This window comes from Nocardia sp. alder85J (genome assembly GCF_020176955.2).
Lineage (GTDB): Bacteria > Actinomycetota > Actinomycetes > Mycobacteriales > Mycobacteriaceae > Nocardia.
Window position 1 is genome coordinate 309,209 of the sequence record NZ_JAIUCZ020000004.1, and the last position, 26,253, is coordinate 335,461.

The window sequence follows — 26,253 nt, forward strand, 5'->3', positions numbered from 1 at the left end:
GGAGAAGGAGACCGATGTCCGACCCGGAACCGGCCCGTAAGGGCTACCGCCGAGTACTCCTCAAACTGGGTGGCGAGATGTTCGGCGGCGGCCGGGTGGGTCTCGATCCGGACGTGGTGCAGGCGGTCGCCGAGCAGATCGCCGAGGTGGTCTCCGGTGGTGTGCAGGTCGCGGTCGTGATCGGCGGCGGCAACTTCTTCCGCGGCGCCGAACTGGAGGAGCGCGGCATGGAACGCGCCCGTTCCGACTACATGGGCATGCTCGGCACGGTGATGAACAGCCTTGCGCTCCAGGACTTTCTGCAACAGCAGGGCGTCGACACCCGGGTGCAGACCGCGATCACCATGGGCCAGGTGGCGGAGCCCTACATTCCGCTGCGGGCCAAGCGGCATCTGGAGAAGGGCCGCGTGGTCATCTTCGGCGCGGGCATGGGCATGCCGTACTTCTCCACCGACACCACCGCCGCCCAGCGGGCCCTGGAGATCGGCGCCGAGGTGGTGCTGATGGCGAAGGCGGTCGACGGCGTCTACACCGACGATCCGAAGACCAATCCCGATGCCGAGATGTTCTCCGAGGTCACTCACAAAGAGGTCATCGAGCGGGGCCTGAAGGTCGCCGACGCCACCGCGTTCAGCCTCTGTATGGACAACCAGATGCCGATGCTGGTGTTCAATCTCTTGACGAAGGGCAATATCGCCCGTGCGGTGGCCGGTGAGAAGATCGGCACACTGGTTCGGTCCTGAGTCCGCCGCCGGGCGCGCCCGGCACCTGGGAACGACAAGACGACGAACGCTGTGGAGGATACGGTCGTGATTGAAGAAGCACTCTTCGACGCCGAGGAGAAGATGGAGAAGGCCGTCTCGGTGGCGAAGGACGACCTCGGTTCCATTCGGACCGGTCGCGCGAATCCGGGCATGTTCTCCAGGGTCGTCGTCGACTATTACGGGTCGCCGACACCGGTCACCCAGATGTCCAGCATCACGGTGCCGGAGCCGCGGATGGTCGTCATCAAGCCGTACGAGCAGGGCCAGTTGCATGCGATCGAGACCGCGATCCGCAATTCGGACCTGGGTGTCAACCCCACCAACGACGGCAACATCATCCGTGTGGTGATCCCGCAGCTGACCGAGGAGCGTCGCCGCGAGATGGTCAAGGTCGCCAAGTCCAAGGGCGAGGACGCCAAGATCTCCATCCGCAACGTCCGCCGCAAGGCGATGGACGAGCTCGGCCGCATCCAGAAGGACGGCGAGGCCGGTGAGGACGAGGTCGGCCGCGCCGAGAAGGAATTGGACAAAACGACCGCCAAGTACGTCGCCCACGTCGACGACTTGGTGAAGCACAAGGAATCGGAACTGCTCGAGGTCTGATCCGGGTACACCGGGAGGGCCGGGGGGCCGCAGGACGAAATGGACGACAGGGTGAGCGACGGGACAATCGTGGCCGATGAAGCCGCGGCCGGTCAGCCGGCAGCCGAGACGACCGGAGACGACACCGTAGTGGGCGCCGCGGCACCCGCCGGGCCGCCGACCTCACGTGCCGGACGCAACTTACCCGCCGCCCTGGGTGTGGGTTTCACGCTGGGCCTGTCGCTGATCGCGATCCTGCTGTGGGTGCCCCGCGTGCTCGTGGGCGTGGTCGCCGTCGCCATCGCTGTCGCCACCTGGGAGGTCGCGAAGCGGCTGCGGGAGGCGGACGTGCTCGTGCCGCGCATCCCGTTGCTCGTCGGAGGGCAGGCGATCATCTGGCTGGCCTGGCCGTACGGCCCGCAGGGGGTGGCGGGGGCGTTCGGGGCCACCGCGCTGGTGTGCATGGCATGGCGGCTGTTCGATCACGGTCTGGCCGCGACCCCGCGGAACTTCCTGCGCGACACCGCGATCGCGGTGTTCGTGGTCTCCTGGATCCCGTTGCTGGCGTCGTTCGCGGTGCTGTTGTTGTCGGAGCCGCGCGGTAATCTGCGCGTACTGACGTTCATGATCCTGGTGGTGTGTTCCGACGTCGGTGGTTACGTCGCGGGCGTGCTGTTCGGCCGGCATCCGATGGTGCCCGCGATCAGTCCGAAGAAGTCCTGGGAGGGCTTCGGCGGTTCCCTGGTGTTCTGCGTGATCGGCGGCCTGCTGACCGTGACACTGCTGTTGCAGGCCAACTCCTGGGTGGGCGTGGTGCTGGGGGTGGCCGTGGTGCTCGTCGCCACCTGTGGCGACCTGATCGAGTCGCAGATCAAACGAGAACTGGGCATCAAGGACATGGGCACGCTGCTGCCCGGCCACGGCGGCATCATGGACCGCCTGGATTCGATGCTGCCCTCGGCGTTCGTCGCCTGGCTGGTGTTCACCGCCCTGCTGTGAATCCGCGGTCCCAGCTGTGAACGCGGCCCGGATCTCTCGCCGAACTCGACGGTGATCGTGAGCAACTCTCGAGGTAGCGGATATCTGATTGATGCCGGTCCCCAGCCCATTCATCGATCAGGAGGAAATCCGATGCGACGGTTGATGATTGCCGCGGCTGTGGCGGCAATCGGTGTGGTTCCGGTGGTGGCTGCCGGGTCGGCGGCGGCAGCGGCCCATCCGGCACCGCAGAAGTGCACGTCCGACGTGGCTCCCATCGATTGCCATTCTCCGCACGGGCACAATCCGCAGGACGGTTCGTTCAGCGGTGGAAACGGGACCGGTAACGGGTCGGTGTCGACGCCGGAGGCCTGAGCGGAGCCGGTGCGGAGCGATCGTCGCTCCGCACCGGGATCAGCCCTTCTTGACCACCCGGCGCAACTGCATGATGCGCCAGCCGGACACCAGCCCCATCACCAGCGCTCCCGCGATCCCCGAGAGCAGGATCGTGACGCCCAGCGGCATGGTCAGCGTCCAGAAGAACAGGGTGATCTGGGCCTTGGCCGGATTCTGCAGGATGAAGATCAGCAGCAGCACCCCGACGACGGCGGCCGCGATCAGCGCGGTCCAGGTGAAGCCGACCCGGCTGGTGAGATTGGGTGGGGTGGTGCCCAGGTCGGCCGGTGGCCGGGTGGTGGTGGTCACCGGGGCGGTATCGGTCGCCGGGGCGGGCGCGGTGGTGGCGGCGGGTGTGGCCTCCGGCGCCGGGGTGCTGGGTGCGTCGCCGGGGACCGGATCCGGTCCGGACGCGGCATTGCTGGTCATATCCGGGGGGTACCGCGCGGCGCGGGTTCCATGCATACGTCCACGAAACATCCCGCGCCCCGGCGTTTCCCGGCTCAGTCCGCGACGAAGTCCCCGATCAGCGCCGCCAACTGGATCGGCCGGTCACCCTGGATCGAATGCCCGGCCCCGTCGACGACCACGACCCGGGCCCGCGGCTGCCGCCGCCGCAACTCCGCCACGTCCGCATCGTCGACCACCGGCGACAGTTCGCCCCGGACCAGCAGCAGCGGCGCCGGGATCGCGGCCACGTCCTCCCACATCGGCCCGAAATCCATCGAACCGTCCGCAGTGGGCCGCAGTCGGTCGTAACGCCATTCCCAGCGTCCGTCGGCGCGCTCCCGCGCGTTGTGCAGCACCCCGCGCCGCAGCGAGCGCACCGACCGGGTGGGATTGTGCGTCACCGTGCGATCCAGGATCTGGTCCAGAGAGTCGAAATCCGCGGGCCCGTTCACGAAGGCGGCGATGGCCGCGGTCTTGCCGGGATGATCGCCGGTGCCCGGCGTGACATCGACGACGACCAGCCGCCGCACCAGAGCCGGATGCGCCGCCGCCAGCCGGATCGAGGTCAGGCCACCCAGCGACATGCCCACGACCGCGTCGGCGCGCGGCGCAAGTTTCTCGATGACGACCGCGACCGCCTCGGCCATCCGCTGCGGAGTGTACAGATGATCGTCCCACCAGTCGGAATGCCCGTGCCCGGGCAGATCCACCGCGATCAACGGCCGGTCCAGCGCCAGCGCGACGGTGTCCCAGGTGTGCGCGTTCTGCGCGCCGCCGTGCAACAGCACCAGTTCCGGTTCGCCGTCACCCCAGCGCAGCCCGCTGACCCGCCGCCCGTCCCCGATATCGACCGAGAACCGGCTCACCTGCGGCGGTCCGGTCCAGGCCAGGCCCGCCTCCTCCGCGTTCTCGGCGAACAACCCGAATTCGTCGTAGTCCGAATAGTCCGACATTCTCGCGAGTATGCCGTGCCGCCACCCTCGCGCGCACCCCCACCCACGCTCCGACCGGCCCGGACGCCACCACCGAACCCCAGGATGGGACACTGGAACGGTTATGAGCATCCCCCTGCCGCTCGTCTTCGATGCCCCGCGCCGTGGCATGCCCCCGCGGCATCTCGCCGACCTCGACTCCGACGAGCGACGCAAGGCCGTCGAAGACCTCGGCCTCCCCAAATTCCGGGCCGACCAGATCGCCCGCCAGTACTACGGCCGCCTCCAGTCCGACCCGGAGGCGATGACCGACCTACCGGCCCCCGTGCGCGCCAAGGTGGGCGAGGCCCTGTTCCCGCCCCTGCTGACCGAGGTCCGCCACGTGGTCTGCGACGCCGGCACCACCCGCAAAACCCTGTGGCGCGCCGGCGACGGCACCCTCCTCGAGTCGGTCCTGATGCGCTACCCCGACCGCAACACCCTGTGCATCTCCAGCCAAGCAGGCTGCGGCATGGCCTGCCCCTTCTGCGCGACCGGCCAAGGCGGCCTGAACCGCAACCTCTCCACCGCCGAAATCGTCGACCAGGTCCGCGCTGCCGCCGCCGCACTCCGAGACGGCGAGGTGGCAGGCGGCCCCGGCCGCCTGTCCAACATCGTCTTCATGGGCATGGGTGAGCCGCTGGCGAACTACAAGCGTGTGGTGAATGCCGTCCGCCGCATCATCTCCCCGGCCCCCGACGGCCTGGGCATCTCCCAGCGCAACGTGGTCGTCTCCACGGTCGGCCTGGCACCCGCGATCCGCAAGCTCGCCGACGAGGGCCTGTCGGTGACTCTCGCTGTGTCCCTGCACACTCCGGACGACGAGTTGCGAGACACGTTGGTGCCGGTCAACAATCGCTGGCCGGTGTCCGAAGTCCTCGACGCCGCACAGTATTACGCGGACAAGACCGGCCGCCGCATCTCGGTCGAGTACGCCCTGATCCGCGACATCAACGATCAGCCGTGGCGTGCGGACATGCTGGGCGCGAAGCTGCACAAGGCTCTCGGCTCCCGAGTTCACGTGAACCTGATCCCCTTGAACCCCACCCCGGGTAGCGAGTGGGACGCGTCCCCGAAACCTGTTGAGCGGGAGTTCGTTCGGCGCGTCGAGGCGCAGGGGGTGCCGTGCACGGTTCGTGACACCCGCGGCCAGGAGATCGCTGCTGCCTGCGGTCAACTCGCCGCCGAGGGCTGATAGGTCGAAGGTTGCCAGAGCCTCGGCGTTGGACAGCAACCGGACCGTGGCACGAGTCTCAGCCGATCAGTGCGGCCAGTTCGGTGCGGAGGCGGTCGAGTTCTGCACTCCCGGTCGTGGGGAAGCGCAGGATCGGAATATTGTAGGTGGCGCAGACGGCGTTTTTGATGGCATCGAGTTCGAGTTGGCGCGGGTCGTTTTCGTGGTAGTCGAAGCCGTCGACCTCGATCACGCACAGCCGTTGCTTGGTGATGTGGTTGTAGAGGTCGAAATCCACTGAGGCAGATCGGGATCGCGTGAATTGGAGCTGCCGTCGGTCGAGGCGGTCGGTGTCAGGCAGGAGATGTCTGATGTGGACCTGCTCGTTGTACCAGAAGCCCTGGAAGTCGGGTTCGCTCAGGACCATTTCCAGGGCGGCTCGCATGATGTTCTCCGAGGGATGTTTCGACTCGTGTCGGATGTGGTTCGCGAGTGTGGACAGCACGGCTGAATAGTCTTTATACAGCAGGTCGAAGATTGACACGACGGGGCTGTCGAAGAACTCTTTGTCCGGAAACTGATAGCGGATGTAGCCGATTAGATCGCGCAGGTTTCGACTCTTCGGCTGCAGATCGTGGTGGGTGACCAGGATGAAGCGTTTCCGAGCTCGGGATACAGCCACATTGATCAGTTCCGGGGAATCGGCGAATTTCAGCGCTTTCTCTATGTCGGGTCTACTGTCCAGCACCGTCGTCATGATGATTGCCGTTTTCTCCCGGCCCTGAAATTTGTGTACGGTGTCGGATTCGATACTGGAGGTCAGTGCATCGGTAACCCGGTTCGCCTGCGGCCGGTACGGAGTAGTAACGCCGACCTGGTCGTCTGGAAATTCGGCGCAGTACCGCGGCAGCACATCCCGGCGAATGATATCGATCTCGCGTTGGTTGATCCGCCCGCCGCGCTTGCCAGTTCTTTCGTCGAGCCAGCGCATGTGGTCACCCGGTGGCGTGCGGACAACAATCATGGACTGGTAGCCTGGGGTACGGCGCGTGAATGGAATGAGGTCGTCCCGGTAAAATTTTTGGTTACAGAAGCCGATGATAGTGGGATCGGAGCGATAGTGTTCGCGCAGCAGGACCCTCGGCAGTGAGGTACCGTAAATGTCGATCAGTGATGAGAGGATGCTCTGCTGCTGATAGTCGTACGCGGGATCTGGGGCGGGTCCGGTGACGGATTCCGGAATATTCACAACGGGCTGCAGCTGTCGGAGATCGCCGACTACGATCAGGTTTCGACAGTGGGCCAGCGCCACAACGGCGGCGACCAAGTCTACCTGCGATGCCTCGTCTATGATGAGGTAGTCGACGAGTTGTCCTGTACCGATACTATTTTCGAGGGAGTGGCAGGTACTCAGGATGACAGGATAGTCGTAGGTGAAGTGCTGCCAATCTCGTCGATATCCGAAGTCGTACAACCGCGGGGGGCGTCCCGCGTAGCGTTGACGCAGGCTTTCGGTGAGCCAGGACACCGAGAGTTGCTGCTGCTGGGCGGCGAGATCGCTGAATTTGGATCCCTCCAATGATTTTTGTGCCCGTTCGATCTTGCGTTGGAGTTCGGCGATCTTCGCGTCGTAGTAGAGCTGATGCAGCCGGAACACGACATCGATATCCTGGGCGTCGGCATGGCGCATGGAACGATATCTGAAGTATTTGCTGATCCGGTTCACCAAGCCCGCGATTCCGGTGGCCCGCGCCAGTTCCGGATCAGTGTCGGCGATGAAGGCGAGAATCTTGGCCGGCCGCCACCGCAGTACTGGTAGTTGCTCGTGGTCGGGCAGTTCATGCCGCTCCAAGTAAGCGCGGAAGTGCACGCGTTCCAGTTCGTAGGCGGCGTGCTCGATATGTAGGTCCGCGAGATCACGTTCGATTTCGCGCAGCCGCAGCAGACGCTGATCCAGGGCGGCCATTTCCTCTGGGCTGGGCACGGGCGCCGATACGGCCGAGCCCAACTGCTGGACGACCAGATTTCGCGTAGCCTGCTCCACGAAGAACTTTTCTTTCTTCTCTTTTTTGCCGAGATTCGCAGTGACATAACCGAAACCGGCCTTGACCAATTTGGTGTGCACGTTGTCCACGGCCGGATTGCTCGATGAAACGACCACCACCGTCTTGGATGGATCGACGATTATATTGGCGATCAGATTGAGGATCGTCTGTGTCTTGCCCGTGCCGGGCGGGCCGTCGATCACCGAAATCGGGTGGCGCAGGCAATTATCGATGGCCGCGCGTTGGCTGAGATTCGTGTCGAAGGGGTACAGCGGCGGCGACGCCGGACGCTTGACCTGCTCGATCGGGGTTCGATGGAGATAGCGATGGAGCGCACTGTCCGGGTGCACGAGCAACGGCCGCTCATGTGCCTCCCGGAGCGTCTTTCCTTCCTCCGGGAGCCGCGCGGCGACTGCGCGCAAATAGGCCAGTAACTGATCGGCCTGTGGATGGTATGCGTCGACGCGGATGATCTTTATTCGGTCGCCGCGGTATGCCGAGAAGGGGTGCATTTCGCCGGGGAAGATATGCCACCAATCCTGCCCGCCTCCTTGGAATCGGTAGGCTGCGGTCGCTCCGTCGCGGGGTCTGCCATCGACCAGGATGCGCTGGTGCGGACCGAGGAGTACGGCCTGCGGATGCTGTAATACGAGGGTTCGTTGCTGCCCATAGGGAAAGGTTCCGCCAGCGTGAAAGGTGATGTGAGTGCGATCAGCCGCAGGTCGCACCGCCGCCACTTCTGCGGTGCGATTCTGGAACGGCTCGTTCGCTGATTTCCGAATCAGCACTGCCAGCTGAGTTGGATCGACCATCGGTGACCCCTGTCGCTTTCCGGTTCAGTAGAGTTGTGATGCGGGGGTTTATTGTGTCGCAGTATTTCTGATGCCTAGCGGCCGGTCAGCGCGAAGCGGATGTAGCTGAGCTGGGACAGGTCCCTGCGATGGTTGGTCGCCGCGGCGATTCGCTGATCGAGTGCGGTGATTTCAGCCGAGGCGCGTTGCAAGTCCAGGAGACGATGGGCGAATTCCTGCCGCTTGTTCGCGGCGAACACCGTAGCGTTGGCGGCCTCGGACGCCAACTGGGCCGACTGAGCCTCGTACTGCTGTTTGGCCCGATCTCTTTTCGGTCCGACTTCGTTTTCCGTCGTTTGTCGCCGTAGTATTAATCTGCTCATCTCCCGCTCATGCTCAGATCGTATGGCATCGGCGTTGGACGGCTCGGTACGTGTGAATCGCGCCTCGATTCGTGCGGCGTGTGTGGCGCGCCAGGTATCCAATGCGGTGGCTTTTACCTCACCGATGCCCTTGACATATACCGGACCCAGGACGGTCTTGAGGTAGGCGGTCACCGAGTTGTAGGCACCGCCGGGTGTGCTGAGGCTGATGCCGGTGAAGTCGGCTGCTGTTCGAATACCCTGTGCAGCAAGTTCATCGGTAAGGCGAGGGCCGATGCCGGCGATACCGGCCGCCGAAATCGAGAACCGCGTCAGCTGTTGCCGGACAAACGCGGTCATCTCTGCGGCAAGGGCCTGGTCCAGTCGGGAGTGCAACGTGATGCGGAGGTCGTATCGCTTTCGGTCGATGTCGATGAGCGTGCGTTGTTTCTCCTGCTCGATAGCCGCGAGGTTCGCTTTGTACCTGTCCTCCCAGTACTTTCGCTGAGCGGGGAGCTGCTGTAATCGCTGGTTCTCGAAGTGATCGAACTGCGCTTGTTCGCGGTGCACGACCGCCACGGCCATGGCGACGTCGGGGACGCCCGCTCGTCGTTGTCGGAGTTCCTCGAGATGTCGCCGCAGCTCTGCGGTTTCGGGTCTGGCGTTCCGTGCCGCCGGTGCGAGGAACACGGCCACCAGTGGTGGGATTGCGGCCAGCGGGGGAGTCAGGATGAGGAGGGCAGGCAAGGCGACGGCGATCAACAGCATCAACACGGTCACGGCGATGACGTCCCGGGCCTTGCGTCCGGTGAATCGCGGCAGGGGAGCGATCGTGGACAGAGGTCGGTGGGCGGGTGAGAGCGCTGCCGACACATGCTCTGTCATCCAGCCTGGTAGCCCTTGGGCGGTGGTCGCGGAGCTCACGATCGGGGCGGCGACCGCGCCGACCATAGTGGTCGCCAGGGCTGGCAGGGCGTCCAGCGGCTGTGCGGCAAGCGATCGCAGCTGCTCCGCCAGCTCCCGGACCTCCCGATTCACATGTGTGAGCAAGGCCGGAAAGCGTTGTGAGAAGTCAGGGTTGGTGAAATCATCCGCTGCGAGCAGGAGATACTCGCCCTGCGGTTCGTGCAACTGCCGCCATAAGCCAGGATCGATCGCGATGGCTTTGAGCGCCCCGTAGATGACCCAGGCAGAGAAGCGATCCAGGTCAGTGCCGAAGTCGTTGTTTCCACGATGCGGTGACTGATAATTGCGATGTCCGCGCTCGGTTCCGCCTAATCCGCCCAACGCTGGCACGTACATTCCGTCGTAATCCAATAGTCGCAGCGTGCAGTCTCCGGCGACCAGGAGATTGCCGTGCTGTAGATCACCGTGCGCGATGCTGTGTGCTTCGAGATCGGACATCAGGCCCGCGAAGCTTTCGGCGAGCCGATCGACACCCAGCCGTTCGTGGTGATGAAGATCCAACCACGCCGACAGGGTCAGGCCCTGCGCCCACTCCATTTTCAGGATGGGATATCTGTTCCCGCCGACCAGGATGGCGTCGGGTAGGTACTCGAACCCGATTCTCCACGGTTGGGAAAGGTTGGCCGCCGGAAGCGTGGCCAATTGATCGCTGATCGCGCTGTATCGCTCTTGCTGGTCCGGAATGTAGCGGGTGAAGCATTTGATGGCGTACCGAGTTCCACTGGCCTGGTGAGTCACCGGGAAGACACTGGCGAAGGCGCCGGAGATCGCACGGGGCTGGCGTAATTTGGTGAACTCGGGGACGGAGGTTCTCAGCTCGGCGTCGGTGAAGCAGATACCCGGATGTTGAAGGGCTTCCTGATAGGCGCCGGCCGTCGGAAATTCCCGTGGTGTAGTCGCTACCATCGGCGCTACCGCCCCTCGAAATCGATTCGGACCAGCGCGACATCGTCGTTTCGTACCTCTTGCCGGTCCCGGCGGGCATCCAGCCAATCGGAGAATCGGCTCGAGTCGTGAGGACCGCCGAACTCCAGCAGTTCGTGTAGTGCGGCGGTGGGATCGGAGGCCGCCAGGAACCAGGCCGCCAATGCGTCGGACATAAGCAGGAGCCGGTCACCGGGAACGCATACGCCCTCGGTGATCTCGGTGCGCTCCCACAGCAGGGTGGTGTCGTGGTTGCGGCTGCCGAAAAGATTCGGATTCGTCCCAAACTCCTCAGCGCTTTGCATCGGAAACGCGTCGAGTGGCAGGTCATCGCGGATATGGAATATGCAGGTGTCGCCTAAAGCGGCTGCCTGCCATCGCCATTCGGCGACACGTTCCGGCGTGACCAGCACACACAGCATGGTCGCAAACGTGCTGCCTGCCAGCTTCGACTGCTCGTACCATGCCAGCGGGTGGCCCGCCGCGGCTCGATTGGACGAGTATGCGGCCAGCCATGGATCCCAGCGAGCTATCACGTCGGTGGCAAAGTCCTCGAATGTCGCGCCGGTTTCGAAGAACCTCGGATCGGACAGGGCCCTCGTGGCCGACGCGGCAGCGAGTAACGCGGCCCAATCCTTGGATAGCATGCTTTCGGTGGCTCCGTCGCACACACTCACGGCGATCGGGCCCGAGGCCAGTTCGTCGAAGGGTGTCTGTGGCAGTACGCACACAGCATCCTCGCACTCCGCCGCGGTTGAGCCGCGCTTGGGCACAACGAGATGGGTGACGTACAGGCCCGGTGTCATCACCGCAGTTCGGTCGCGCGGGTCCCGATGTCCAGGAATTGGACGACCGAGGTGATGTCCGCGTTGTAGACGAATCCTCTTGTGGTTTCGCCTGTCTGGTGCCCTTGTGCTGCGGCGTACGACCGCATGTGGCTGGGCAGCATACTGGACATCGCGAACAGTGTTTGTGCGTAGGTGTCGGGCAGACCGACATCGGAGCTGGGGAAGGTCACCGGTGCGCCGCCCGCTGCAGAGACATGCAGGTTGAACAGCAGGACCGCACCGTCGGCGGTTGCCTGTGAGGTGATGGCGGTGGCAGCTTCGGTGGGGGCGCCGTCGGTCGATTCACCATCGGTGAGATTGATGACGATGGGTGGGAAGCCGCCGGGGTGTCGCGCGATCCAGGCACGTACCAGGGTTTCCGCGTATCGGAGCGCGCGATTCATGGGTGTGCCACCGCCGATGACGGGGTCCATCCATACCGGGAACTGCACCGTGGTCTCGACCAGTCCTCCCGCGCCGTCAGGTATCTTCTTCGACCGTTCCTCTACACGCGCCGGGTTATCGGCAACCTCACTGAGCGGCACCAGGTCACGGCCAGTGAGCGCACCGGAGAAGGCCGACCCGACGGTAGCGCCGTACCCGATCACCGCGACGTGGAAGTAGTCCCGAACCCCCTCCTCCTTGGCGCATTTGATCGCTAGCTCGGCCAACAGTCGGTTGATCGCATCGGCAACGACATCGGCCTTCTTCTGCGGGACTTCGCCACCTATCAGGTCACCCATGGACGTCGACTGATCGACGAGGAAGATGAAGGAGGTTGGATTGGTGCGGCTGATCTCCGCCGTGTACGGCATGTTTACTCCCCGAATGTGTGAACCCCAGATACGACGGGCGTGCGCCCGAAGCCGCCTCTGTCGTAATGAAATCGGACCACCGCGGTGTTGTCAATCGGACTGCTGTCGGCCCTGTAACGCGATAGTTGCCGACTGATGAGCCGATCAATAGTGCTGTGCGTAGACGACTTTCGCGAACCACTGCGCGATCACCCCCAAGATCGCCAACAGTGGAACGAAGGACGATGACGCCCCGAGGCGCCGACGCTATCGCGACGATAGAGCACAGGACGGCCGATAGCACCAGCAGTACCTTGCGGCCAGCGGATCCGGTGCTGGGCGGACGCGGTTGTGCGGGTGCGGGTCCGGGCGGCGCCATGGTGCTGAAGGTCTGCGGCGGTGAGTAGGAAGGAGGCAACAGGGCCGCCCCGGGCCGTCCCAGTGGTCGCCGCCGACCACTGATCGCCTCGGTGCTGTAGATGCCGGTACCGGGTACGCGCATTGTTCGTTGCACGCTGTCGTCGGCGCGCTTGGTGATGCGGATCGGACCGCTGCCGGCGCTGTATCCGACGCCTGCCTTGGAGACTGTAATTCGTACCGGTCCGAATCTTGCTGTGTGAGCGAACCATTGGATACCTCATAGTTCCTATCGGGTTCGGTTGCTGAGTCGTCGCCAGCAGATCCGTGCTGCGGCGAGGTCGAGGAATCCGTGGTGGACGTCGGTGCGTCGTTCCCATCGGATGGCCAGCCGCCGGTATTGGTGCAGGAGGGCGAAGGTCTGCTCGACGATCCAGCGGCCGGCGGTGACCTTGTCGCGGGTGCCACGGCGGGCGATGTAGCCGGTGATAGGTCGTTGCCGCAGTGCGGAATACACGCTGGGATAGTAATATTCCTTGTCCGCGATCAGGGTGGTGAGCCGGTGGCGGGGCCGCTCCGGCCGACCGCGCAGGGGCCGGACCCGGTCGAGCAGTGTGGGTAATACCAGGTGATCGTTGACATAGCCGCGGACAGCGCGACGGCGAGCGGGAAGCCGTTCGCACAGGTCAGGATGTGGTGTTCGGACCCGGTCTCGGCGCGGTCGACCGGGCTGGGACCTGTTGCGGCACCCCTTTTTTTCGCCCGCACGTGCGATCCGTCGGCCATGACCCGGTCGACGTCATTCAATCGGGCCGCATGGGCACGCGCGAGCACGGCTTGATGGATCCGTTCGAACGCCCCGGCGGCCTGCCGGTCCCGTAACCTGCGCCAGTAGGTCATCCCGGACCCGAATCCCAGTGCCTGGGGCAGGTCTTCCCATCCGATCCCGGTGATCAGCCCGAACAAGATCCCTTGCAGCACCCGTCGACTGTCGAGTTGCGGCGGCCTCGGTGTCCCGGCCGGTTTCACCGGCAGTAGCGGTTCGATTACCGCACACAACTCGTCATCCACGATCCAGGGTGCCGTCACAACGAAACATCATGCACTGCAACACAACCGATGCCAGCCAGCCGAACCTGCCGGGAGCTCTGGACATCCCATGGTGAAGCTCGTGGCGCGTGCCCGGCCCGGCCCCGACGATCGGGCCGCCGATCGCCGGATCGGCGGCCCGGGGTGGCGGTGTTATCCGAAGGTCGCCTTGATCGTGATCGAACTCCCCGTCGAGGCCGAACCGCCGTAATTGGCGGTGGAGCTGGTGCCCGCGGGGGAGGCCGGGTCGATGGTGGTGCCCTGCCAGTAGGTGTTGGGGGTCTTCGGGGAGCCCTTCTTCTGCCAGACCGCGCGGATCTGGGGGAGCACCGTGTCGGGAACGGCGGTGTTGTAGTTGAACTGGTAGCCGAGTTCCCAGACGGTGCCGTCCTTGTTGTCCTTCGCCGCGGTCAGGACCACGACCTGATATCCCGGTTGGGCGTAGGCGTCGACGGTGCCGCTGGAGTCGCCTGCCAGGGTGAATTGCGTGGTGTTGATCTGGGTCGACCAGGAGACCGTGGCTTCGGAATTCGCCCACACCAGAGCGAAATCGGAATTGGAGACGATGGGATTGGTGAGGGAGGTGTCGTCCTTCACCGTGAGTACGATCTGGCCCGGTCGCGATTGCTGGCCGTACGGCGGTTGATTGCTGCTGCGGACGTCACCTATCGCGAAGACGATATCGGCGCCGGCTTCCCAGGTGTAGTCCTGGGTCAGGGTCAGCAACAGGCTCAGGCCGCCGGCGGGGCCGGTTGTCGTCGAGGATTTCCAGCCCGCATAGGTGATGGTCATCGCGGTGACATCGTCGTTGGTGAAGTAGGACGGCATGCCGATCGTCATGGTGGCGCCGCTGCTCAATTGGATATCGCCACCGGTGTTGTTCAGGGTGACCTGGAGGGTGGCCGTTTCCGCCACGGCGATGGTGGCGAGGTTCGTCGCCTTGTTCACGACGTCCAGGACGGCCCCTCTGGTTCTGGACGCCGCCTCCTGGTGGGCTCCGAAAAGGGCGATCAGCAGGTCCTTGCCCTTGTCCGGCCGGTAGGGGAATCCGATGCCGAAGGGCAATTGCACGGAGACGCCGGCGAATTCGAAGCCGGTCGCGCCCTCCGGTCGCTGGGTGATGTACATGAATCGGAGGAAGAAGGTCAGCTTGAACCTCGGATTCGGGATGTAGATGTCCAGCAGCCAGCCGGCGATCGCGCCCGTGAGGGGTTTGTCGAACCAGAAACTCATTTCCAGGCCCGCGCTGACGGACAGGCCGCCCTTGACCGAGACGCCCAGCCACGTCCGGGGTATCACCTCGGCCCGGTCCTCGAAATCGAAGACGAGGTCGGCGCCCGCGAGCACGCCGACCACCGCGCTGGCGCCGACCGAGACGCCGATCCCGAACCCGCGCAACCCCTGCGGCTGGGACATCCCGAGATCGAATTCGCCCCGATGGAGTATCTGTGCCGCTATCTCCGCGCTGAGCGGATTGGGCTCCGCACTGTCGAACGACCCCTCGAGCGCCTTGACGTAGGCGATACCGTCCGGGGAATCGAGAAAGTTCCTGGCATCGTCCACCGCGCGATCGAGGACGGCCTGATGTTCGTGGTAGAAGCGCGCGGACGCCTCGACGATTTCGACATTGGTCGGTCTGCGATCCGGAAACAGACTGTTGTCCCCCTGCGGAAAAATGCCTTGTTTATCCAGATCGGCGGCCGTCGACAATGCGTTCTCGAATGCTGTGCCGAGGTCGGTGGACTGCGACATGGTCTTCCTCCCGAAGAAATGCGGACGACACAACCGGTCACGCCTCGCGACGCGCACAGGTTGTGAGGATCCGGGTGGTTCGCACCTTCGGGCAGTGCATCGTTCGGAAATGCCCCGGTCCCCCGACCGTCCCCGGCTTTCCCGCCCCCAGCGTACTACGGGTGATCTACTTCACGTTTGAAAACGAGAGAGTCACAGACCGTTCACCGGTACATTGCGCCGCTCGCCGAAAAGCCCGTACCGGTCGGCATTCTCGGCGGCTCGGAGTCGAATCCCGTCGCCGTCACGGGTTCCGGCGGGAACTCGGTGTGCGAGCCCACAATTGTGTTGGTCTTGCTGGTGACCATCGCCGCGTGGCAGCCCGGGGCGATCGGGCTCGGCTCACCATTCCACCGGCAGCGTCCGCACCCCGTACACCACCGTCTCCCGCTCGAACTCCAACTCCTCGAGGGGGATTGCGAGGCGCAGCGTGGGAATGCGGCGGTACAGGGTGCCGTAGACGGTGCGGAGTTCGGCGCGGGCCAGGGGCTGGCCGAGGCAGAGGTGGGTGCCGTGGCCGAAGGCCAGGTGGCGGTGGGGCCGGCGGTGGATGTCGAGGCGGTCGGGGTCGGGGAAGACGGTGTGGTCGCGGTTGCCGGCCTCGAGGAGGAGGACGACGCCTTCGCCGGCTCGGATCAGTCGGCCGCCGATCTCGATGTCGGCGGTGGCGACGCGGCGGCGGCCGTCGTGGACCACGCTGAGGTAGCGCAGCAGTTCGTCGGTGGCGGTGGCGATCGTCTGCGGGTCGGTGGTGGTGCGGAGTTCGGCGAGTTGGCCGGGATGGGCCAGCAGCGCGAGGGTGCCGAGGGCGATCATGTTGCCGGTGGTCTCGTGGCCGGCGATGAGGACTTGGACGATCAGGTCCAGGATCTCGTCGACGGTGGCCGCGCCGGCGGCGAGGGGCCCGGCCGCGAGCCGGCCGATCAGATCGTCGGTCGGTGAGTGTTGTTTCGCCGCAATGACTTCCACGAGGTAGGCGCGTAGTTCGCGGCTGATCAGCATGGCCTCCTCGACCGGGGTGGTCCAGGACAGCAGTTTCCGGCTCGTGGTGCGGAAGAAGTCACGGTCCGCGAGGGGCAGGCCCAGCAGCAGGCACAGCGTCAGGGACGGGACGGCGAAGGCGAAGGCGGGGACCAGGTCCACCGGGTTCGGGCCCGCGAGCAGGTCGTCGATCAGGTCGTCGACGATGCGCTGGAGCTGTGGGCGCATCGCCTCCACTCGTTTCGCCGACAGTTCGGCGGTGAGCATGCGGCGCAGCCGGGCGTGTTCGGGGTCGTCCATGGCGATGAAGGCGCGGTAGGCGGTGGATTGCCGGGCCCGGACGGAGGCCGACTGGTGGGGGTAGCCGTCGTGCCGGGAGTCGGCGCTGAAGCGCTGGTCGGACAGGACCGCGCGCAGGTCGTCGTAACCGGTGATCTGCCACGGGGTGGCGCCGTTCCAGAGGCGCACCCGGCTGATCGGGCCGGCCTTGCGCAGCTGCGGCGGCGGATCGAAGGGGCAACCGGTGGCTCGGGCCATGGGGAAGGCGGGCAGGGCGTCGGTCATCGGGGGACCTCACTGCGGGCGCGGCGGCCGGCGGCGTGCGAGCGCACGCCGGCGAATGGTGTTCGGGCGGCGAGCGGTACGGCCTCGTCGACTTGTTCGTCGCCATATCTGTTGTACCACAACAGGTCTCGTTCCGGTCCCGGGGGCGAGCCCGATCACCTGCGGTTTTGCGGATTCCGCAACGACGGCGCCGCAAGTTCTCGGATTCGGCAGCTCAGGTCAGCGGGGGCAGGCCGAGCGCGATGATGCTGGCGGACAAGCCTTCCCAGGTGCGCACATCCCAGTTGGTGAGTTGCTGCCAGCGGTGCAGCCGATATTTGACGGTGTTCGGATGCACGTGCAGCACCCGGGCGGTGGTGGTGAGGGAGAAGCTGTTGTCCGCGAAACCCCTTACGGTGGCGGCCAATTCGGGATGCAGGCGGGCGGCTTCCCGGCAGGGTTCGAGCAGGACCGCGAAGCGGTGCGCGGCCGGGGTCACCGTGGCCAGCAGCCACTGGTCCGCGAAGGACACCGTGCCACCCGCGGGAGCGAGAGCCAGGGCGGCGCGGGCATCGGCCACACTCGCGGTGGCGCCGTCGAGACCGGTGCGCCGCAGGCCGATGCCGAAGGCGGTGTCGGGGGCCCGCCGCTGCGCGGTGGCGAGCACGGTTTCCGGTGAGACGTCCTGGAGCAGTGCGATCATCAGATTGCCGCGGGTCGCGCAGCGCACGGTGCCGGGCCAGTGCCGGTTGCGCAGTTCCATCAGGCGTTCGTCGGGCCAGTCCGCCGCCGGTGCGCACAGCGCCTGGAACGTGCCGGCCGGATCGAAGGTGAGGGCGTGGGCGAGCTGCTCGAGGTCGATGCCGGTGGGGGCGGCGGTGGCCAGGCCGTCGAGGAACTGGTGCGTCAGGCTCAGCAGGGTGGCGTCGGCGGCCCGCACGGCGGCGCCGTAGGCCTCGGCGGCGGCGCTGCTGGACTGCTGCACCCAGGTCCACACCATGCCGACGATGGAGACCAGTTGCGCGCCGGCCTCGGCGTTGCGGGACTGGGCGCGGGTGAGCAGCACATTCCACATCTCGCGATAGCCCACGTGGTAGGCGTCGATCAGGGCGTGCAGCGGCAGTCCGGCGGCGGCGCGCTCGGCGCCGAGCGCACGGGCGGCCTCGATCTCGGCGCGGGTGGGGGAGCGGCGGCCGGCCAGGCCGGTCAGCAGGCCCCGGTAGTGGTCGGTGACATCGTGTTCGTGCTCGGCGCGGTCCACGATGCGGTAGCTGGGTAGCTCGTGCCGGATGCGATCCACGATCTCCGGAATCACCGCGGGCAGTTCCGCGGCGACGGATTCGCACAGCTCGATCACCGGTTGCCACGGCGCCACGGTGCCGACGGCCGATCCGGACACGTACTCCACGCTGCCCTCCCACTGTGGATTTCGTAACGAATGCCGGGTGTCGAACTCCGATACCGGCGGGAAAACGTCCGACCGATGCATCGTAACCCCCGGAATCCACTGCCCCCGAACGTGATTACCGACGCGCGCACAATGCGGCATTGTGGATTCCGCAAAAGCGCTGATGAGAACTTCTCGTTTTCGATGCTGGTTACCCGTCCTGGATGCGGGCACGCTGGCAGGGACGGAGCATGAGGCGGCCCGCAGCGATCGGGCAGCGAATCCGGCTGTGCCGGAGAACGATTGGAGGTTGCGATGGAGTTCGGTCACGAGACGGTCGTGCTGCGCAGGGGGCAGCGGAGCCGGTTGCCGATCATCGTCGCGGTGCACTCCACGGTGCTGGGGCCCGCCGTCGGTGGCTGCCGGATGTGGGGATACGCCCGCTGGGAGGACGGCCTGCGGGACGCGCTGCGGCTGTCGGAGGGGATGACCCGCAAATGCGCGGCCGCCGGGCTGTCCAACGGAGGCGGTAAGACGGTCGTGGTCCTCCCGGCCGATCGGCCCCTGACCGCCGACGAGCGCCGCGCCGCGCTGTACGACGTCGGCGACATCGTCGCGGAGTTCGGCGGCCGCTACCTGACCGGCCCCGACGCGGGCACCGGCGTCGCCGACATGGGTGTCATCGGCGAGCGCACCGAATACGTCTTCTGCCGCCCCGAGGCCGACGGCGGCAGCGGCGACCCCTCGCCGTTCACCGCCCTCGGCGTGGTCGCCGCGCTGCGGGCGACCTGCCTGGCGATGTCCGGCTCACCGGAGCTGGCGGGCAAGCGTTTCGCGGTGATCGGCGCGGGCAACGTCGGCGCGCAGATCGCCCGGCAGCTCGCGGCCGCCGGGGCCGCGCTGATCCTCAGCGATGTCGATCCGGCCAAGCGGTCGCTCGCCGCCGAATTGGGGGCGGAGTTCGCCGACCCCGAGTCCGCGGTGACCGCCGAGGTGGATGTGCTGGTACCCGCCGCGCTCGGCGGTCTGCTGACCCGGGAACTGGTGCCGCGGCTGCGGTGCATCGCGGTGGCGGGCGCGGCGAACAATCAACTGGCCGAACCGGATGTGGCCGAACTGCTGCGCGCCGGCGACATCCTGTGGGCGCCCGACTACATCGCCAATGCCGGCGGTGTGGTCAATTCGGTCTCGCGCGAGATCCTCGGCGACGATCCGGCGACGGCGGTGAAGCGCATCGAGTCGATCGCCGACACCCTCACCGGTCTGTTCGAGACGGCCGCGCGGACCGGCATCACCACCGCGGCCGCCGCCGACGCGCTGGCCCGGCAGCGCCTGGCCGCCGCAGTCTAGTCCCCGCGTACGCCGCCGAGCGGGCAGCGGCGGCCCGTACCCGTCCATGTCCACACTCGTCCCGGGGGTTCGAATGTTCGGCGTATCCGCATTGCTGGGCGGGCTCAACGCACGGGTCTATCTGCTCGCCCTGGCCACCTTCACCGTCGGTACCGAGGGTTATGTCATCGCCGGTGTGTTGCCGGCTGTGGCCCGCGACATGCGGGTCTCGGTGGCGGTGTGCGGGCAGCTGGTCACGATCTTCGCACTGGTCTACGCACTGGCCGGGCCGCTGTTGATCGGCGCCTTCGCGAAGGTCCGGCCGAAACCCGTACTGGTCTGGGCCACACTGGCTTTCGCGGTGTCGAATCTGCTGGCCGCGATCGCGCCCGATTACGCGGTGCTGGCCGGGGCACGGGTGCTGGCCGCGGCGAGCGCCGCGCTGCTGGCGGCGCCGGCGGCCGCGGCGGCCGCGGCGCTGTGCCGCCCGGAGCAACTGCCGAGCGCGATCGCGGTCACCGCCAGCGGCAATGCACTCGCGCTCACCCTGGGCGCCCCGATCGGCACCCTGATCGGCGGGGCGTTCGGCTGGCGGGGCACCTTCCTGTTCGTCGCCGCGCTCGGCCTGACAACCGCTGCGCTGCTGGCGATCCGGCTGCCGGCGATACCGGTGGCGCCGCTCGGCAGCGGCCGCCTGGACCTGGTGCGGCGGTCGGACATCCGCTGGAGCCTGCTGACCACCTTCGGGGTGTTCCTGGCCTCGTACTGCACCTACACCTACCTCGCGCCGATCGTGACGGGGGCGACCGGGATGGGGAGCAGAGGCGTCGCGGCGCTGATGATCGTCTTCGGCGCCGGCGCGTTCGTGGCGGGCCGGGTGATCGGGCGGGTCCTGGCCCGGTGGCCGGTGGCGGGGGTGCTGCGGGTGGCTCTCACCGTGATGGCGCTGCTGCTGGCGACGACGGCCGTCGGCACCGCGCTGCGGCCCACCACCGCGGCCACCGTGGTGGCGTTCCCGTTGCTGCTGTGCCTGGGCGCGTTCTGGTGTTGCAGTGGCGTCTCGCAGCAGACCCGGATCGCCGCGCTCGCGCCCCGGCAACGGTCCCAGGCGCTGGGCCTGCACTTCTCCATGCAGTACCTCGGCGTCGCCGTCGGCGGTGCGCTGGGTGGGCTGGCCCTGTCGATCGGCGGTGTGATCGCCGTTCCGGCCATATCCGCGGTGATCGCCTTCGTCTCGCTGTTCTCGATCCGGCTGACCGTGCCTGCGCCGGTGGGCGCCCCGGATCAGGTGCCGGCGTCCAGCGCGGGCTGACCGCCGCCTCTTGCGAAAACGACAGTCCGATTGCGGCGTATTCTGCGAGAATTGCAATTGTCCGGCATCGGTATCGAGTGATGCCCGCGATCGGCACCTGCAGCAATTCCGGGATATGCGGATTTTACTTCCTGTTTTCAAAAGGGACTGTTCCCGCAGTTGTAGCACTCTTCGAGCTGTCGTAGACTTCGATTCGGAAGTTGAATTCTTCCGGTAGGGGGCCACGGCTCCCGAGTAATTGCAGACGCGTTCTCCGATGGTTCATCGCCGAATTCGTGCGCAACAACGGCGGCCCCGGTATCGGGCACGTGGCCTTCGCCTGCCCGGACATCGTGACCGCAGTCGAGGGGTTGCGGGAATCGGGCGTGGAATTCCTCGGCGCCCTCGGCGCCTATTACGACATGCTGCCCGCCCGGCTCGGCGGGGTGACCCGGCACCGGCTGGAGCAATTGCGCGAACTCGGCATTCTCGCCGACCGGGACCACGGCGGTGAACTGTTCCAGATATTCACCCGCTCCACCCATCCGCGCAACACCTTCTTCTTCGAGGTGATCGAGCGGGTCGGCGCGGAGACCTTTGGCAAGGCCAATGTCCAGGCGCTGTTCGAGGCGAGGAAGGCGGAGCGGGACGAACGGGAGTCGCGGTGACGACGGTACGACCCGCCGGGCCGCTCACGGCCGCCGACTACACCGGGCTGGCCCGCGACGTGATGCCCGCTGCCGCATGGGATTTCGTTTCCGGTGGCAGCGGCGCCGAGCTGACGGCGGCGGCGAACCGGCGCGCGTTCGACGAGCTGTACCTGGTCCCCCGGATGCTGCGGGACGTGTCGCGGGTGTCGACGGCCACCCGGCTGGCCGGCACGGCGTCGACGCTGCCGCTGGCCATCGCGCCGATGGCGTACCACAGCCTGGTGCATCCGGAGGGCGAGGCCGCCACCGCGCGGGCCGCCCGCGCGGCCGGGGTGCCGTTCACCGTGGCGATGCTGAGCGGGACGCCGATCGAGCGGGTCGCCGAATCGGGCGCCGACCTGTGGTTGCAGCTGTACTGGCTGCGGGACCGCGGCGCCACCGCGGAGCTGGTGCGCCGGGCCGAGGCGGTGGGCTGCCGGGCGCTGGTGCTCACCGTCGACGTGCCCCGGCTGGGCCGCCGGATGCGCGACCACCGCAACGGTTCGCGTTGCCGGAGCACGTCTACGCCGCGCATTTCCGCGGTGCGGCGGCGATCGGCGCCCAGCGCTCCCGCGACGGCGGTTCGGCGGTGGCCACCCACACCACCGAGATGTTCGATCCCGCCCTGTCCTGGACCGATATCGAATGGCTGCGGCAGCAGACCCGGCTGCCGCTGATCGTCAAGGGCATCCTCGCCCGGGAGGACGCGGTGCTGGCGGTGCGGTCCGGGGTCGACGCCATCGTGGTGTCCAACCACGGCGGGCGGCAACTCGACGGGGCGGTGCCGTCGATGCGGATGCTGCCGGAGATCCGCGCCACCGTCGGCGACGAGATCGAGGTGCTGGTCGACAGCGGTGTCCGGTCCGGCACGGACGTGCTCAAGGCCCTGGCCGCGGGCGCCGACGGCGTGCTGCTGGGCAGGCCGATCCTGTACGGGCTCGCGGTGTCCGGCGCCGCGGGCGTGAGCGCCGTGCTGGCGCTGCTGCGCGAGGAACTGGAAACCGATCTGGCCCTCGCCGGATGTCGTTCCGTCGCGGAGGCGGCCCGGCTGACGACGCACGAATTATCGAATCCCACTGGCAGGACGAGTGCATCATGAAATACGACGTCATCAAGACACTCGGTCCCACGGGTACGGATGCGCACGCCGAGGCGGTCCGTATCGGGGGCGAGAAGATCGAACTGTTTCCCTCCTTCCGGGCCGCGATCGACGATTCCGAGGCCCGCGGCGGGAAGGCGCTGGTGGCCGCCGGATATCTGGACATGTCCGATGGCTCGGTGATCGACTCCTGGGTCGATCTGCATTTCAGTAAATTGGCGTCGATGACGATGGTCGGCGTGTGGGAGTCGCCGACCAAGCAGATGTGCGTCGCCGTCCACTCGGATTTCCCCGGCGGCCTGGCCGACATCCGTTCCGCGGTCTCGCATCCGGCGACCCTCCAGTTCGTCCGCGAGCACATGCCCGCCGACATCTCACTGTCGACGGTGAAGGCGAAACCGATGGCCGCGCGGCTGGTCAGCGAGCACTACGCCGACGCCTGCATCGGCTCGGTGGACGTCGTCGAATCCATCGAGAACCTCAAGATCCTGAAGAAACTGGAGGCGTCGATGGTGTGGTGTCTCTATGAGCATCGCTGAGGTCCGCACCGGTCAGGTCCGGATCGGCGGTCTGCGGGTCGCGCGCGAACTGCGGGATTTCGTCGAACGGGAGGCGATTCCGGGCACCGGGGTGGATCCCGCCGAGTTCTGGGCCGGCGCCGAACGGCTCATCGGTGAACTCGCCCCCCGCACTCGCGAATTGCTGCTCCGGCGTACCGAATTGCAGGACAAGCTGGACGCCTGGCACGCCGAGCACCGCGGCGCGAATTTCGACGCCGTGGCCTATCGGGAATATCTGACCGAGATCGGCTATCTGGTCCCGCCGCCGCGGCCGTTCACCGTCGACACCGCGCACGCCGATGTGGAGATCACCGCGATTCCGGGCCCGCAACTGCTGGTCCCGGTCGCGGACACCGCGTTCGCGCTGGAGGGGGTCGATGCCCGGTGGGGCTCGCCGTATCACGCGCTGCGCGATACCGATGCGGTCGCCCCCGGTGATCCGGGTGAGCGGATGCTCGCCGTGATCGAGTACGCGCGCGGCGTACTCGACACGGCCGCGCCGCTGGCCTCGGGTTCGCACGCCGAGGCGACGGGCTACGAGGTGGCGCTCGGCGAGTTGCGGGTCCGGCTGGCGGGCGGCACGGTCACCACGCTCGCCGCCGGGGCCCGGCCGGCCGGGTTCCGCGGCGATCCGCGGCGGCCGTCGGCGGTGCTGATCGAACACCACGGCCTGCACGTCGAGCTGCGGATCGACCCCGCCGGGCCGTTCGGCCGTCTCGACACGGCCGGGATCGACGACGTGATCCTGGAGTCCGGCATCACCACGATCATGGACTTCGAGGATTGCGTTGCCGCCGTGGATGTCTCGGACAAGGTCGAGGTCTACCGCAACTGGCTGCACCTGATGCGGGGCAGTTTCGCGGCCGGCGCGATGGCCCCGGACCGGCACTACACCGCCCCGGACGGCTCCCGCCGCACCCTGCACGGCCGGGCCCTGCTGTTCGCCCGGATCGTCGGCCCCCTGATGACCACCGAGGCCGTCCTCGACGCCGAGGGCGCCGAGGTGCCGGAGATCATCCTGGACGCGGTGATCGCCACCCTGGCGGCGCTGCACGACCTGCGCGGGAACACCGCGCGCGCGAATTCGCGGGCGGGCGCGGTCTATCTGGCCGTGCCGAAGCAGCACGGCCCCGCGGAGTTCGCCTTCACCGACACCCTCTTCGCACGGGTGGAGCAGCTGTTCGGGCTGCCGGAGCACACCGTGAAACTCGGCCTGCTGGACGAGGAACGGCGCACCACGGTGAATCTCGCGGCCTGTCTGGCCGAGGTCCGGCATCGGGTGGTGGCCACCGGTAACGGGCTGCTCGATCGCGGCGCCGACGAGATCCGCACCTCGACCGCGGCGGGCCCGATGGTGGGCCGCGCCGCCATGCGGGACCAGCCCTGGCAGCGGGCCTACGAGCAGTGGCACGTCGATACCTGTCTGGCACACGGACTTCCGGGCCGCGCGCTGGTCGGGCTGGGCATGTGGCCGACGCCGGGCCGGATGCGCGAACTGCTGGAATCCAAGATCGAGCAGTTGCATCAGGGCGCCGCCATGACCTGGGTGCCGACCGCGGTCGCGGCGACCCTGCACGCCGTGCACTTCCACCGCGTGGATGTCGTTGCGCGGCAACGGGAGGTGGCCGCCGCCGGGCCGCGGCGGACCCTCGCCGAACTGCTGCACCTGCCGCTGGCCGACCCGCCGCCGGCCGCCGTCCGGCCCGCGGAGCTGGATGCCTACTGCTACACCGTGCTGACCTACGCGGTGCGCTGGATCGAGCGAGCGGTGGCCAGCGCGCCGATCCCGGCCTACGACGGCGTCGTGGTGCTGGAAGACCGTGCCACCCTGCGGCTGTCGACACAGCTGCTGGCGAACTGGTTGTGCCACAACCTGATCAGCGAGGCCGACGTGCACGGCAGCCTCCGGCGGGTGGCCGGGCTGGTCGACGCGCGGCTGCGCGACGAACCCGGGTATCGGCCGCTGCTGCCCCGGCCCGAGAACGCCCTGGCCTGGCAGGCCGCCTACGAGTTGATCGTCGGCGGCGCCGACGCACCCAACGGTTACACCGAACCGGTGCTGTACCGGTGGCGCCGCGAATACAAGGCCCGGACCCCGTGAGCGCGGTCCGGCCCAGCGGAAGGAGAGACGCATGCGCGCGGTGGTGGTGACCGAACCCGGTGGCCCCGAGGTGCTGCGCTACTGCGGGATGCCGGACCCGGTCCCCGGTCCGGGGCAGGTGCTGGTCCGCACCGAGGCGATCGGGGTCAACTTCCGCGACGTCTACGTGCGCACCGGCGCCTATCCCGCCGAACTGCCCGTCCCCGGGCTGGAGGGCGCCGGGGTGGTGGTGGGTCGCGGCGACGGTGTCGCGGAGTTCGCCCTCGGCGACCGGGTGGCGTGGGCGTACGGCCGATCCAGTTACGCCGAACTGGTCGCGGTGCCGGTGGCGCAGTGCGTGCCGGTGCCCGACGACATCGACTGGCCGGTGGCCGGCGGCGCGATCCTGCAAGGGGTCACCGCGCACTATCTGCTGGAATCGGTGTACCGGCCGGAACCGGGACAGACGATCCTGATCCACGCCGGCGCCGGGGGAATGGGGCAGCTGCTGGTGCAGTGGGCCGCCGCGCACGGGGCCCGGGTGATCACCACCGTCTCCACCGACGAGAAGGAGAAGACGGCCTGGGAGGCCGGGGCGTGGCGGGTGCTGCGCTATGGCGCCGACCTGGCCCCCGCCGTCCGGGAACTCACGGCGGGGGAGGGCGTCGCGGCCGTGTACGACGGCGTCGGCGCGGCCACCTTCGAATCGAGCCTGGCGTCGCTGCGGCTGCGGGGGACGCTGGTGCTGTTCGGTTCCGCCAGCGGCCGGGTGCCGCCGGTGGATCCGCAGCGGCTCGCGGAACTGGGTTCGCTGTGCCTCACCCGGCCGCTGCTGCCGCATTTCGTGCACACCCGGGCGGAGGTGCTGTGGCGGGCCGGCGCGGTCTTCACCGCGATCGCCGACGGCACCCTGCGCATCCGGTTCGGCGGCAGCTACGCCCTGGCCCACGCGGCCCAGGCCCATCGCGACATCGAATCCCGTTCCACCACGGGATCTTTGGTGCTGCGGCCCTGACGAACGTCACCGGCGCGG

At 67.1% G+C, this 26,253-nt stretch carries 22 protein-coding genes and 1 pseudogene; 11 read left to right on the forward strand and 12 right to left on the reverse strand.

All coding sequences use genetic code 11. The annotated features are described in order from the left end of the window. The first annotated feature begins 14 nt into the window (after nucleotides 1-14). The 3 genes from pyrH to LBW94_RS17405 all read left to right on the forward strand — a co-directional run bounded on the left by pyrH (nucleotide 15) and on the right by LBW94_RS17405 (nucleotide 2,345). A complete protein-coding gene (pyrH, locus tag LBW94_RS17395; protein ID WP_225057584.1) occupies nucleotides 15-743 on the forward strand; it encodes a UMP kinase in 729 nt (242 codons plus the stop codon). A gap of 66 nt (nucleotides 744-809) precedes the next feature. After that, the gene (gene frr, locus LBW94_RS17400) at nucleotides 810-1,367 is read left to right on the forward strand and encodes a ribosome recycling factor (RefSeq protein ID WP_225057583.1); all 558 of its coding nucleotides are present in this window, start codon (nucleotides 810-812) and stop codon (nucleotides 1,365-1,367) included. Nucleotides 1,368-1,406: 39 nt separating this feature from the next. After that, nucleotides 1,407-2,345, forward strand: a complete 939-nt coding sequence (locus tag LBW94_RS17405; RefSeq protein ID WP_416276908.1) for a phosphatidate cytidylyltransferase — start codon at nucleotides 1,407-1,409, stop codon at nucleotides 2,343-2,345. Nucleotides 2,346-2,738: 393 nt separating this feature from the next. On the opposite strand, the gene LBW94_RS17410 is transcribed toward LBW94_RS17405, so the two are convergent. Both LBW94_RS17410 and LBW94_RS17415 read right to left on the reverse strand, forming a co-directional pair. Beyond that, a complete protein-coding gene (locus tag LBW94_RS17410) occupies nucleotides 2,739-3,149 on the reverse strand; it encodes a LapA family protein (RefSeq protein WP_225057582.1) in 411 nt (136 codons plus the stop codon). A 74-nt stretch (nucleotides 3,150-3,223) separates the two neighbouring features. Continuing rightward, a complete protein-coding gene (locus LBW94_RS17415; protein WP_225057581.1) occupies nucleotides 3,224-4,123 on the reverse strand; it encodes an alpha/beta fold hydrolase in 900 nt (299 codons plus the stop codon). 103 nt (nucleotides 4,124-4,226) lie between these two features. On the opposite strand from LBW94_RS17415, the gene rlmN reads away from it, so the two are divergent. Continuing rightward, nucleotides 4,227-5,336, forward strand: coding sequence for a 23S rRNA (adenine(2503)-C(2))-methyltransferase RlmN (rlmN, locus tag LBW94_RS17420; protein ID WP_225057580.1), 1,110 nt, complete (start codon nucleotides 4,227-4,229; stop codon nucleotides 5,334-5,336). A gap of 58 nt (nucleotides 5,337-5,394) precedes the next feature. On the opposite strand, the gene LBW94_RS17425 is transcribed toward rlmN, so the two are convergent. The 10 genes from LBW94_RS17425 to LBW94_RS17465 form a co-directional block, all read right to left on the reverse strand. Next, entirely contained in the window at nucleotides 5,395-8,172 is a 2,778-nt protein-coding gene (locus LBW94_RS17425) for an AAA domain-containing protein (RefSeq protein WP_225057579.1), read from the reverse strand. 74 nt (nucleotides 8,173-8,246) lie between these two features. Next, on the reverse strand, nucleotides 8,247-10,385 hold the full coding sequence (locus LBW94_RS17430; protein ID WP_225057578.1) for a hypothetical protein: 2,139 nt from the start codon (nucleotides 10,383-10,385) through the stop codon (nucleotides 8,247-8,249). Nucleotides 10,386-10,390: 5 nt separating this feature from the next. Then, nucleotides 10,391-11,209 (reverse strand): protein phosphatase 2C domain-containing protein, encoded by an 819-nt coding sequence (locus tag LBW94_RS17435; RefSeq protein ID WP_225057577.1) that lies wholly within the window; start codon nucleotides 11,207-11,209, stop codon nucleotides 10,391-10,393. Then, nucleotides 11,209-12,045, reverse strand: a complete 837-nt coding sequence (locus tag LBW94_RS17440; RefSeq protein ID WP_225057576.1) for a vWA domain-containing protein — start codon at nucleotides 12,043-12,045, stop codon at nucleotides 11,209-11,211. The genes LBW94_RS17435 and LBW94_RS17440 overlap by 1 nt, the downstream gene beginning before the upstream one ends. Continuing rightward, nucleotides 11,966-12,658 (reverse strand): DUF4236 domain-containing protein, encoded by a 693-nt coding sequence (locus tag LBW94_RS44440; protein WP_225057683.1) that lies wholly within the window; start codon nucleotides 12,656-12,658, stop codon nucleotides 11,966-11,968. The genes LBW94_RS17440 and LBW94_RS44440 overlap by 80 nt, the downstream gene beginning before the upstream one ends. A gap of 12 nt (nucleotides 12,659-12,670) precedes the next feature. Then, nucleotides 12,671-13,009: a transposase gene (locus LBW94_RS17445; protein ID WP_323137887.1), complete on the reverse strand. Its 339-nt coding sequence runs from the start codon at nucleotides 13,007-13,009 to the stop codon at nucleotides 12,671-12,673. After that, entirely contained in the window at nucleotides 12,928-13,470 is a 543-nt protein-coding gene (locus tag LBW94_RS17450) for a transposase (protein ID WP_323137882.1), read from the reverse strand. Before LBW94_RS17450 ends, LBW94_RS17445 begins: the two co-directional genes overlap by 82 nt. 153 nt (nucleotides 13,471-13,623) lie before the next feature. Then, a complete protein-coding gene (locus LBW94_RS17455; protein ID WP_225057574.1) occupies nucleotides 13,624-15,222 on the reverse strand; it encodes a hypothetical protein in 1,599 nt (532 codons plus the stop codon). A gap of 381 nt (nucleotides 15,223-15,603) precedes the next feature. Beyond that, entirely contained in the window at nucleotides 15,604-16,806 is a 1,203-nt protein-coding gene (locus tag LBW94_RS17460) for a cytochrome P450 (protein ID WP_225057573.1), read from the reverse strand. Nucleotides 16,807-17,020: 214 nt separating this feature from the next. Then, nucleotides 17,021-18,193: a helix-turn-helix domain-containing protein gene (locus tag LBW94_RS17465; RefSeq protein WP_225057572.1), complete on the reverse strand. Its 1,173-nt coding sequence runs from the start codon at nucleotides 18,191-18,193 to the stop codon at nucleotides 17,021-17,023. 294 nt (nucleotides 18,194-18,487) lie between these two features. On the opposite strand from LBW94_RS17465, the gene LBW94_RS17470 reads away from it, so the two are divergent. The 7 genes and pseudogenes from LBW94_RS17470 (at nucleotide 18,488) to LBW94_RS17500 (ending at nucleotide 26,235) form a co-directional block, all read left to right on the forward strand. Next, the gene (locus tag LBW94_RS17470; RefSeq protein WP_225057571.1) at nucleotides 18,488-19,522 is read left to right on the forward strand and encodes a Glu/Leu/Phe/Val dehydrogenase dimerization domain-containing protein; all 1,035 of its coding nucleotides are present in this window, start codon (nucleotides 18,488-18,490) and stop codon (nucleotides 19,520-19,522) included. A gap of 73 nt (nucleotides 19,523-19,595) precedes the next feature. After that, entirely contained in the window at nucleotides 19,596-20,813 is a 1,218-nt protein-coding gene (locus LBW94_RS17475; RefSeq protein WP_225057570.1) for an MFS transporter, read from the forward strand. Between the two features lie 275 nt (nucleotides 20,814-21,088). Then, nucleotides 21,089-21,460, forward strand: a complete 372-nt coding sequence (locus LBW94_RS17480) for a hypothetical protein (protein ID WP_225057569.1) — start codon at nucleotides 21,089-21,091, stop codon at nucleotides 21,458-21,460. Between the two features lie 62 nt (nucleotides 21,461-21,522). Further along, a pseudogene (locus LBW94_RS17485) lies at nucleotides 21,523-22,580 on the forward strand (alpha-hydroxy acid oxidase). Further along, entirely contained in the window at nucleotides 22,577-23,119 is a 543-nt protein-coding gene (locus LBW94_RS17490; protein WP_225057568.1) for a hypothetical protein, read from the forward strand. Before LBW94_RS17485 ends, LBW94_RS17490 begins: the two are co-directional and overlap by 4 nt. Further along, nucleotides 23,106-25,241: a malate synthase G gene (locus LBW94_RS17495; RefSeq protein WP_225057567.1), complete on the forward strand. Its 2,136-nt coding sequence runs from the start codon at nucleotides 23,106-23,108 to the stop codon at nucleotides 25,239-25,241. The genes LBW94_RS17490 and LBW94_RS17495 overlap by 14 nt, the downstream gene beginning before the upstream one ends. Nucleotides 25,242-25,272: 31 nt before the next feature. Then, nucleotides 25,273-26,235 (forward strand): quinone oxidoreductase family protein, encoded by a 963-nt coding sequence (locus LBW94_RS17500; protein ID WP_225057566.1) that lies wholly within the window; start codon nucleotides 25,273-25,275, stop codon nucleotides 26,233-26,235. Nucleotides 26,236-26,253: the final 18 nt, after the last annotated feature.

What these genes read in the sequence shown, in the direction of transcription:
- LBW94_RS17460 (WP_225057573.1), bottom strand. Translation starts at nt 16,806, where the DNA reads ATGACCGACGCCCTGCCCGCCTTCCCCATGGCCCGAGCCACCGGTTGC.
- LBW94_RS17470 (WP_225057571.1), top strand. Translation starts at nt 18,488, where the DNA reads ATGGAGTTCGGTCACGAGACGGTCGTGCTGCGCAGGGGGCAGCGGAGC.
- LBW94_RS17500 (WP_225057566.1), top strand. Translation starts at nt 25,273, where the DNA reads ATGCGCGCGGTGGTGGTGACCGAACCCGGTGGCCCCGAGGTGCTGCGC.
- LBW94_RS17490 (WP_225057568.1), top strand. Translation starts at nt 22,577, where the DNA reads ATGAAATACGACGTCATCAAGACACTCGGTCCCACGGGTACGGATGCG.
- LBW94_RS17415 (WP_225057581.1), bottom strand. Translation starts at nt 4,123, where the DNA reads ATGTCGGACTATTCGGACTACGACGAATTCGGGTTGTTCGCCGAGAAC.
- LBW94_RS17475 (WP_225057570.1), top strand. Translation starts at nt 19,596, where the DNA reads ATGTTCGGCGTATCCGCATTGCTGGGCGGGCTCAACGCACGGGTCTAT.
- LBW94_RS17455 (WP_225057574.1), bottom strand. Translation starts at nt 15,222, where the DNA reads ATGTCGCAGTCCACCGACCTCGGCACAGCATTCGAGAACGCATTGTCG.
- LBW94_RS17440 (WP_225057576.1), bottom strand. Translation starts at nt 12,045, where the DNA reads ATGCCGTACACGGCGGAGATCAGCCGCACCAATCCAACCTCCTTCATC.
- rlmN (WP_225057580.1), top strand. Translation starts at nt 4,227, where the DNA reads ATGAGCATCCCCCTGCCGCTCGTCTTCGATGCCCCGCGCCGTGGCATG.
- LBW94_RS17495 (WP_225057567.1), top strand. Translation starts at nt 23,106, where the DNA reads ATGAGCATCGCTGAGGTCCGCACCGGTCAGGTCCGGATCGGCGGTCTG.
- LBW94_RS17425 (WP_225057579.1), bottom strand. Translation starts at nt 8,172, where the DNA reads ATGGTCGATCCAACTCAGCTGGCAGTGCTGATTCGGAAATCAGCGAAC.
- LBW94_RS17410 (WP_225057582.1), bottom strand. Translation starts at nt 3,149, where the DNA reads ATGACCAGCAATGCCGCGTCCGGACCGGATCCGGTCCCCGGCGACGCA.
- LBW94_RS17430 (WP_225057578.1), bottom strand. Translation starts at nt 10,385, where the DNA reads ATGGTAGCGACTACACCACGGGAATTTCCGACGGCCGGCGCCTATCAG.
- LBW94_RS17405 (WP_416276908.1), top strand. Translation starts at nt 1,407, where the DNA reads ATGGACGACAGGGTGAGCGACGGGACAATCGTGGCCGATGAAGCCGCG.
- pyrH (WP_225057584.1), top strand. Translation starts at nt 15, where the DNA reads ATGTCCGACCCGGAACCGGCCCGTAAGGGCTACCGCCGAGTACTCCTC.
- LBW94_RS17435 (WP_225057577.1), bottom strand. Translation starts at nt 11,209, where the DNA reads ATGACACCGGGCCTGTACGTCACCCATCTCGTTGTGCCCAAGCGCGGC.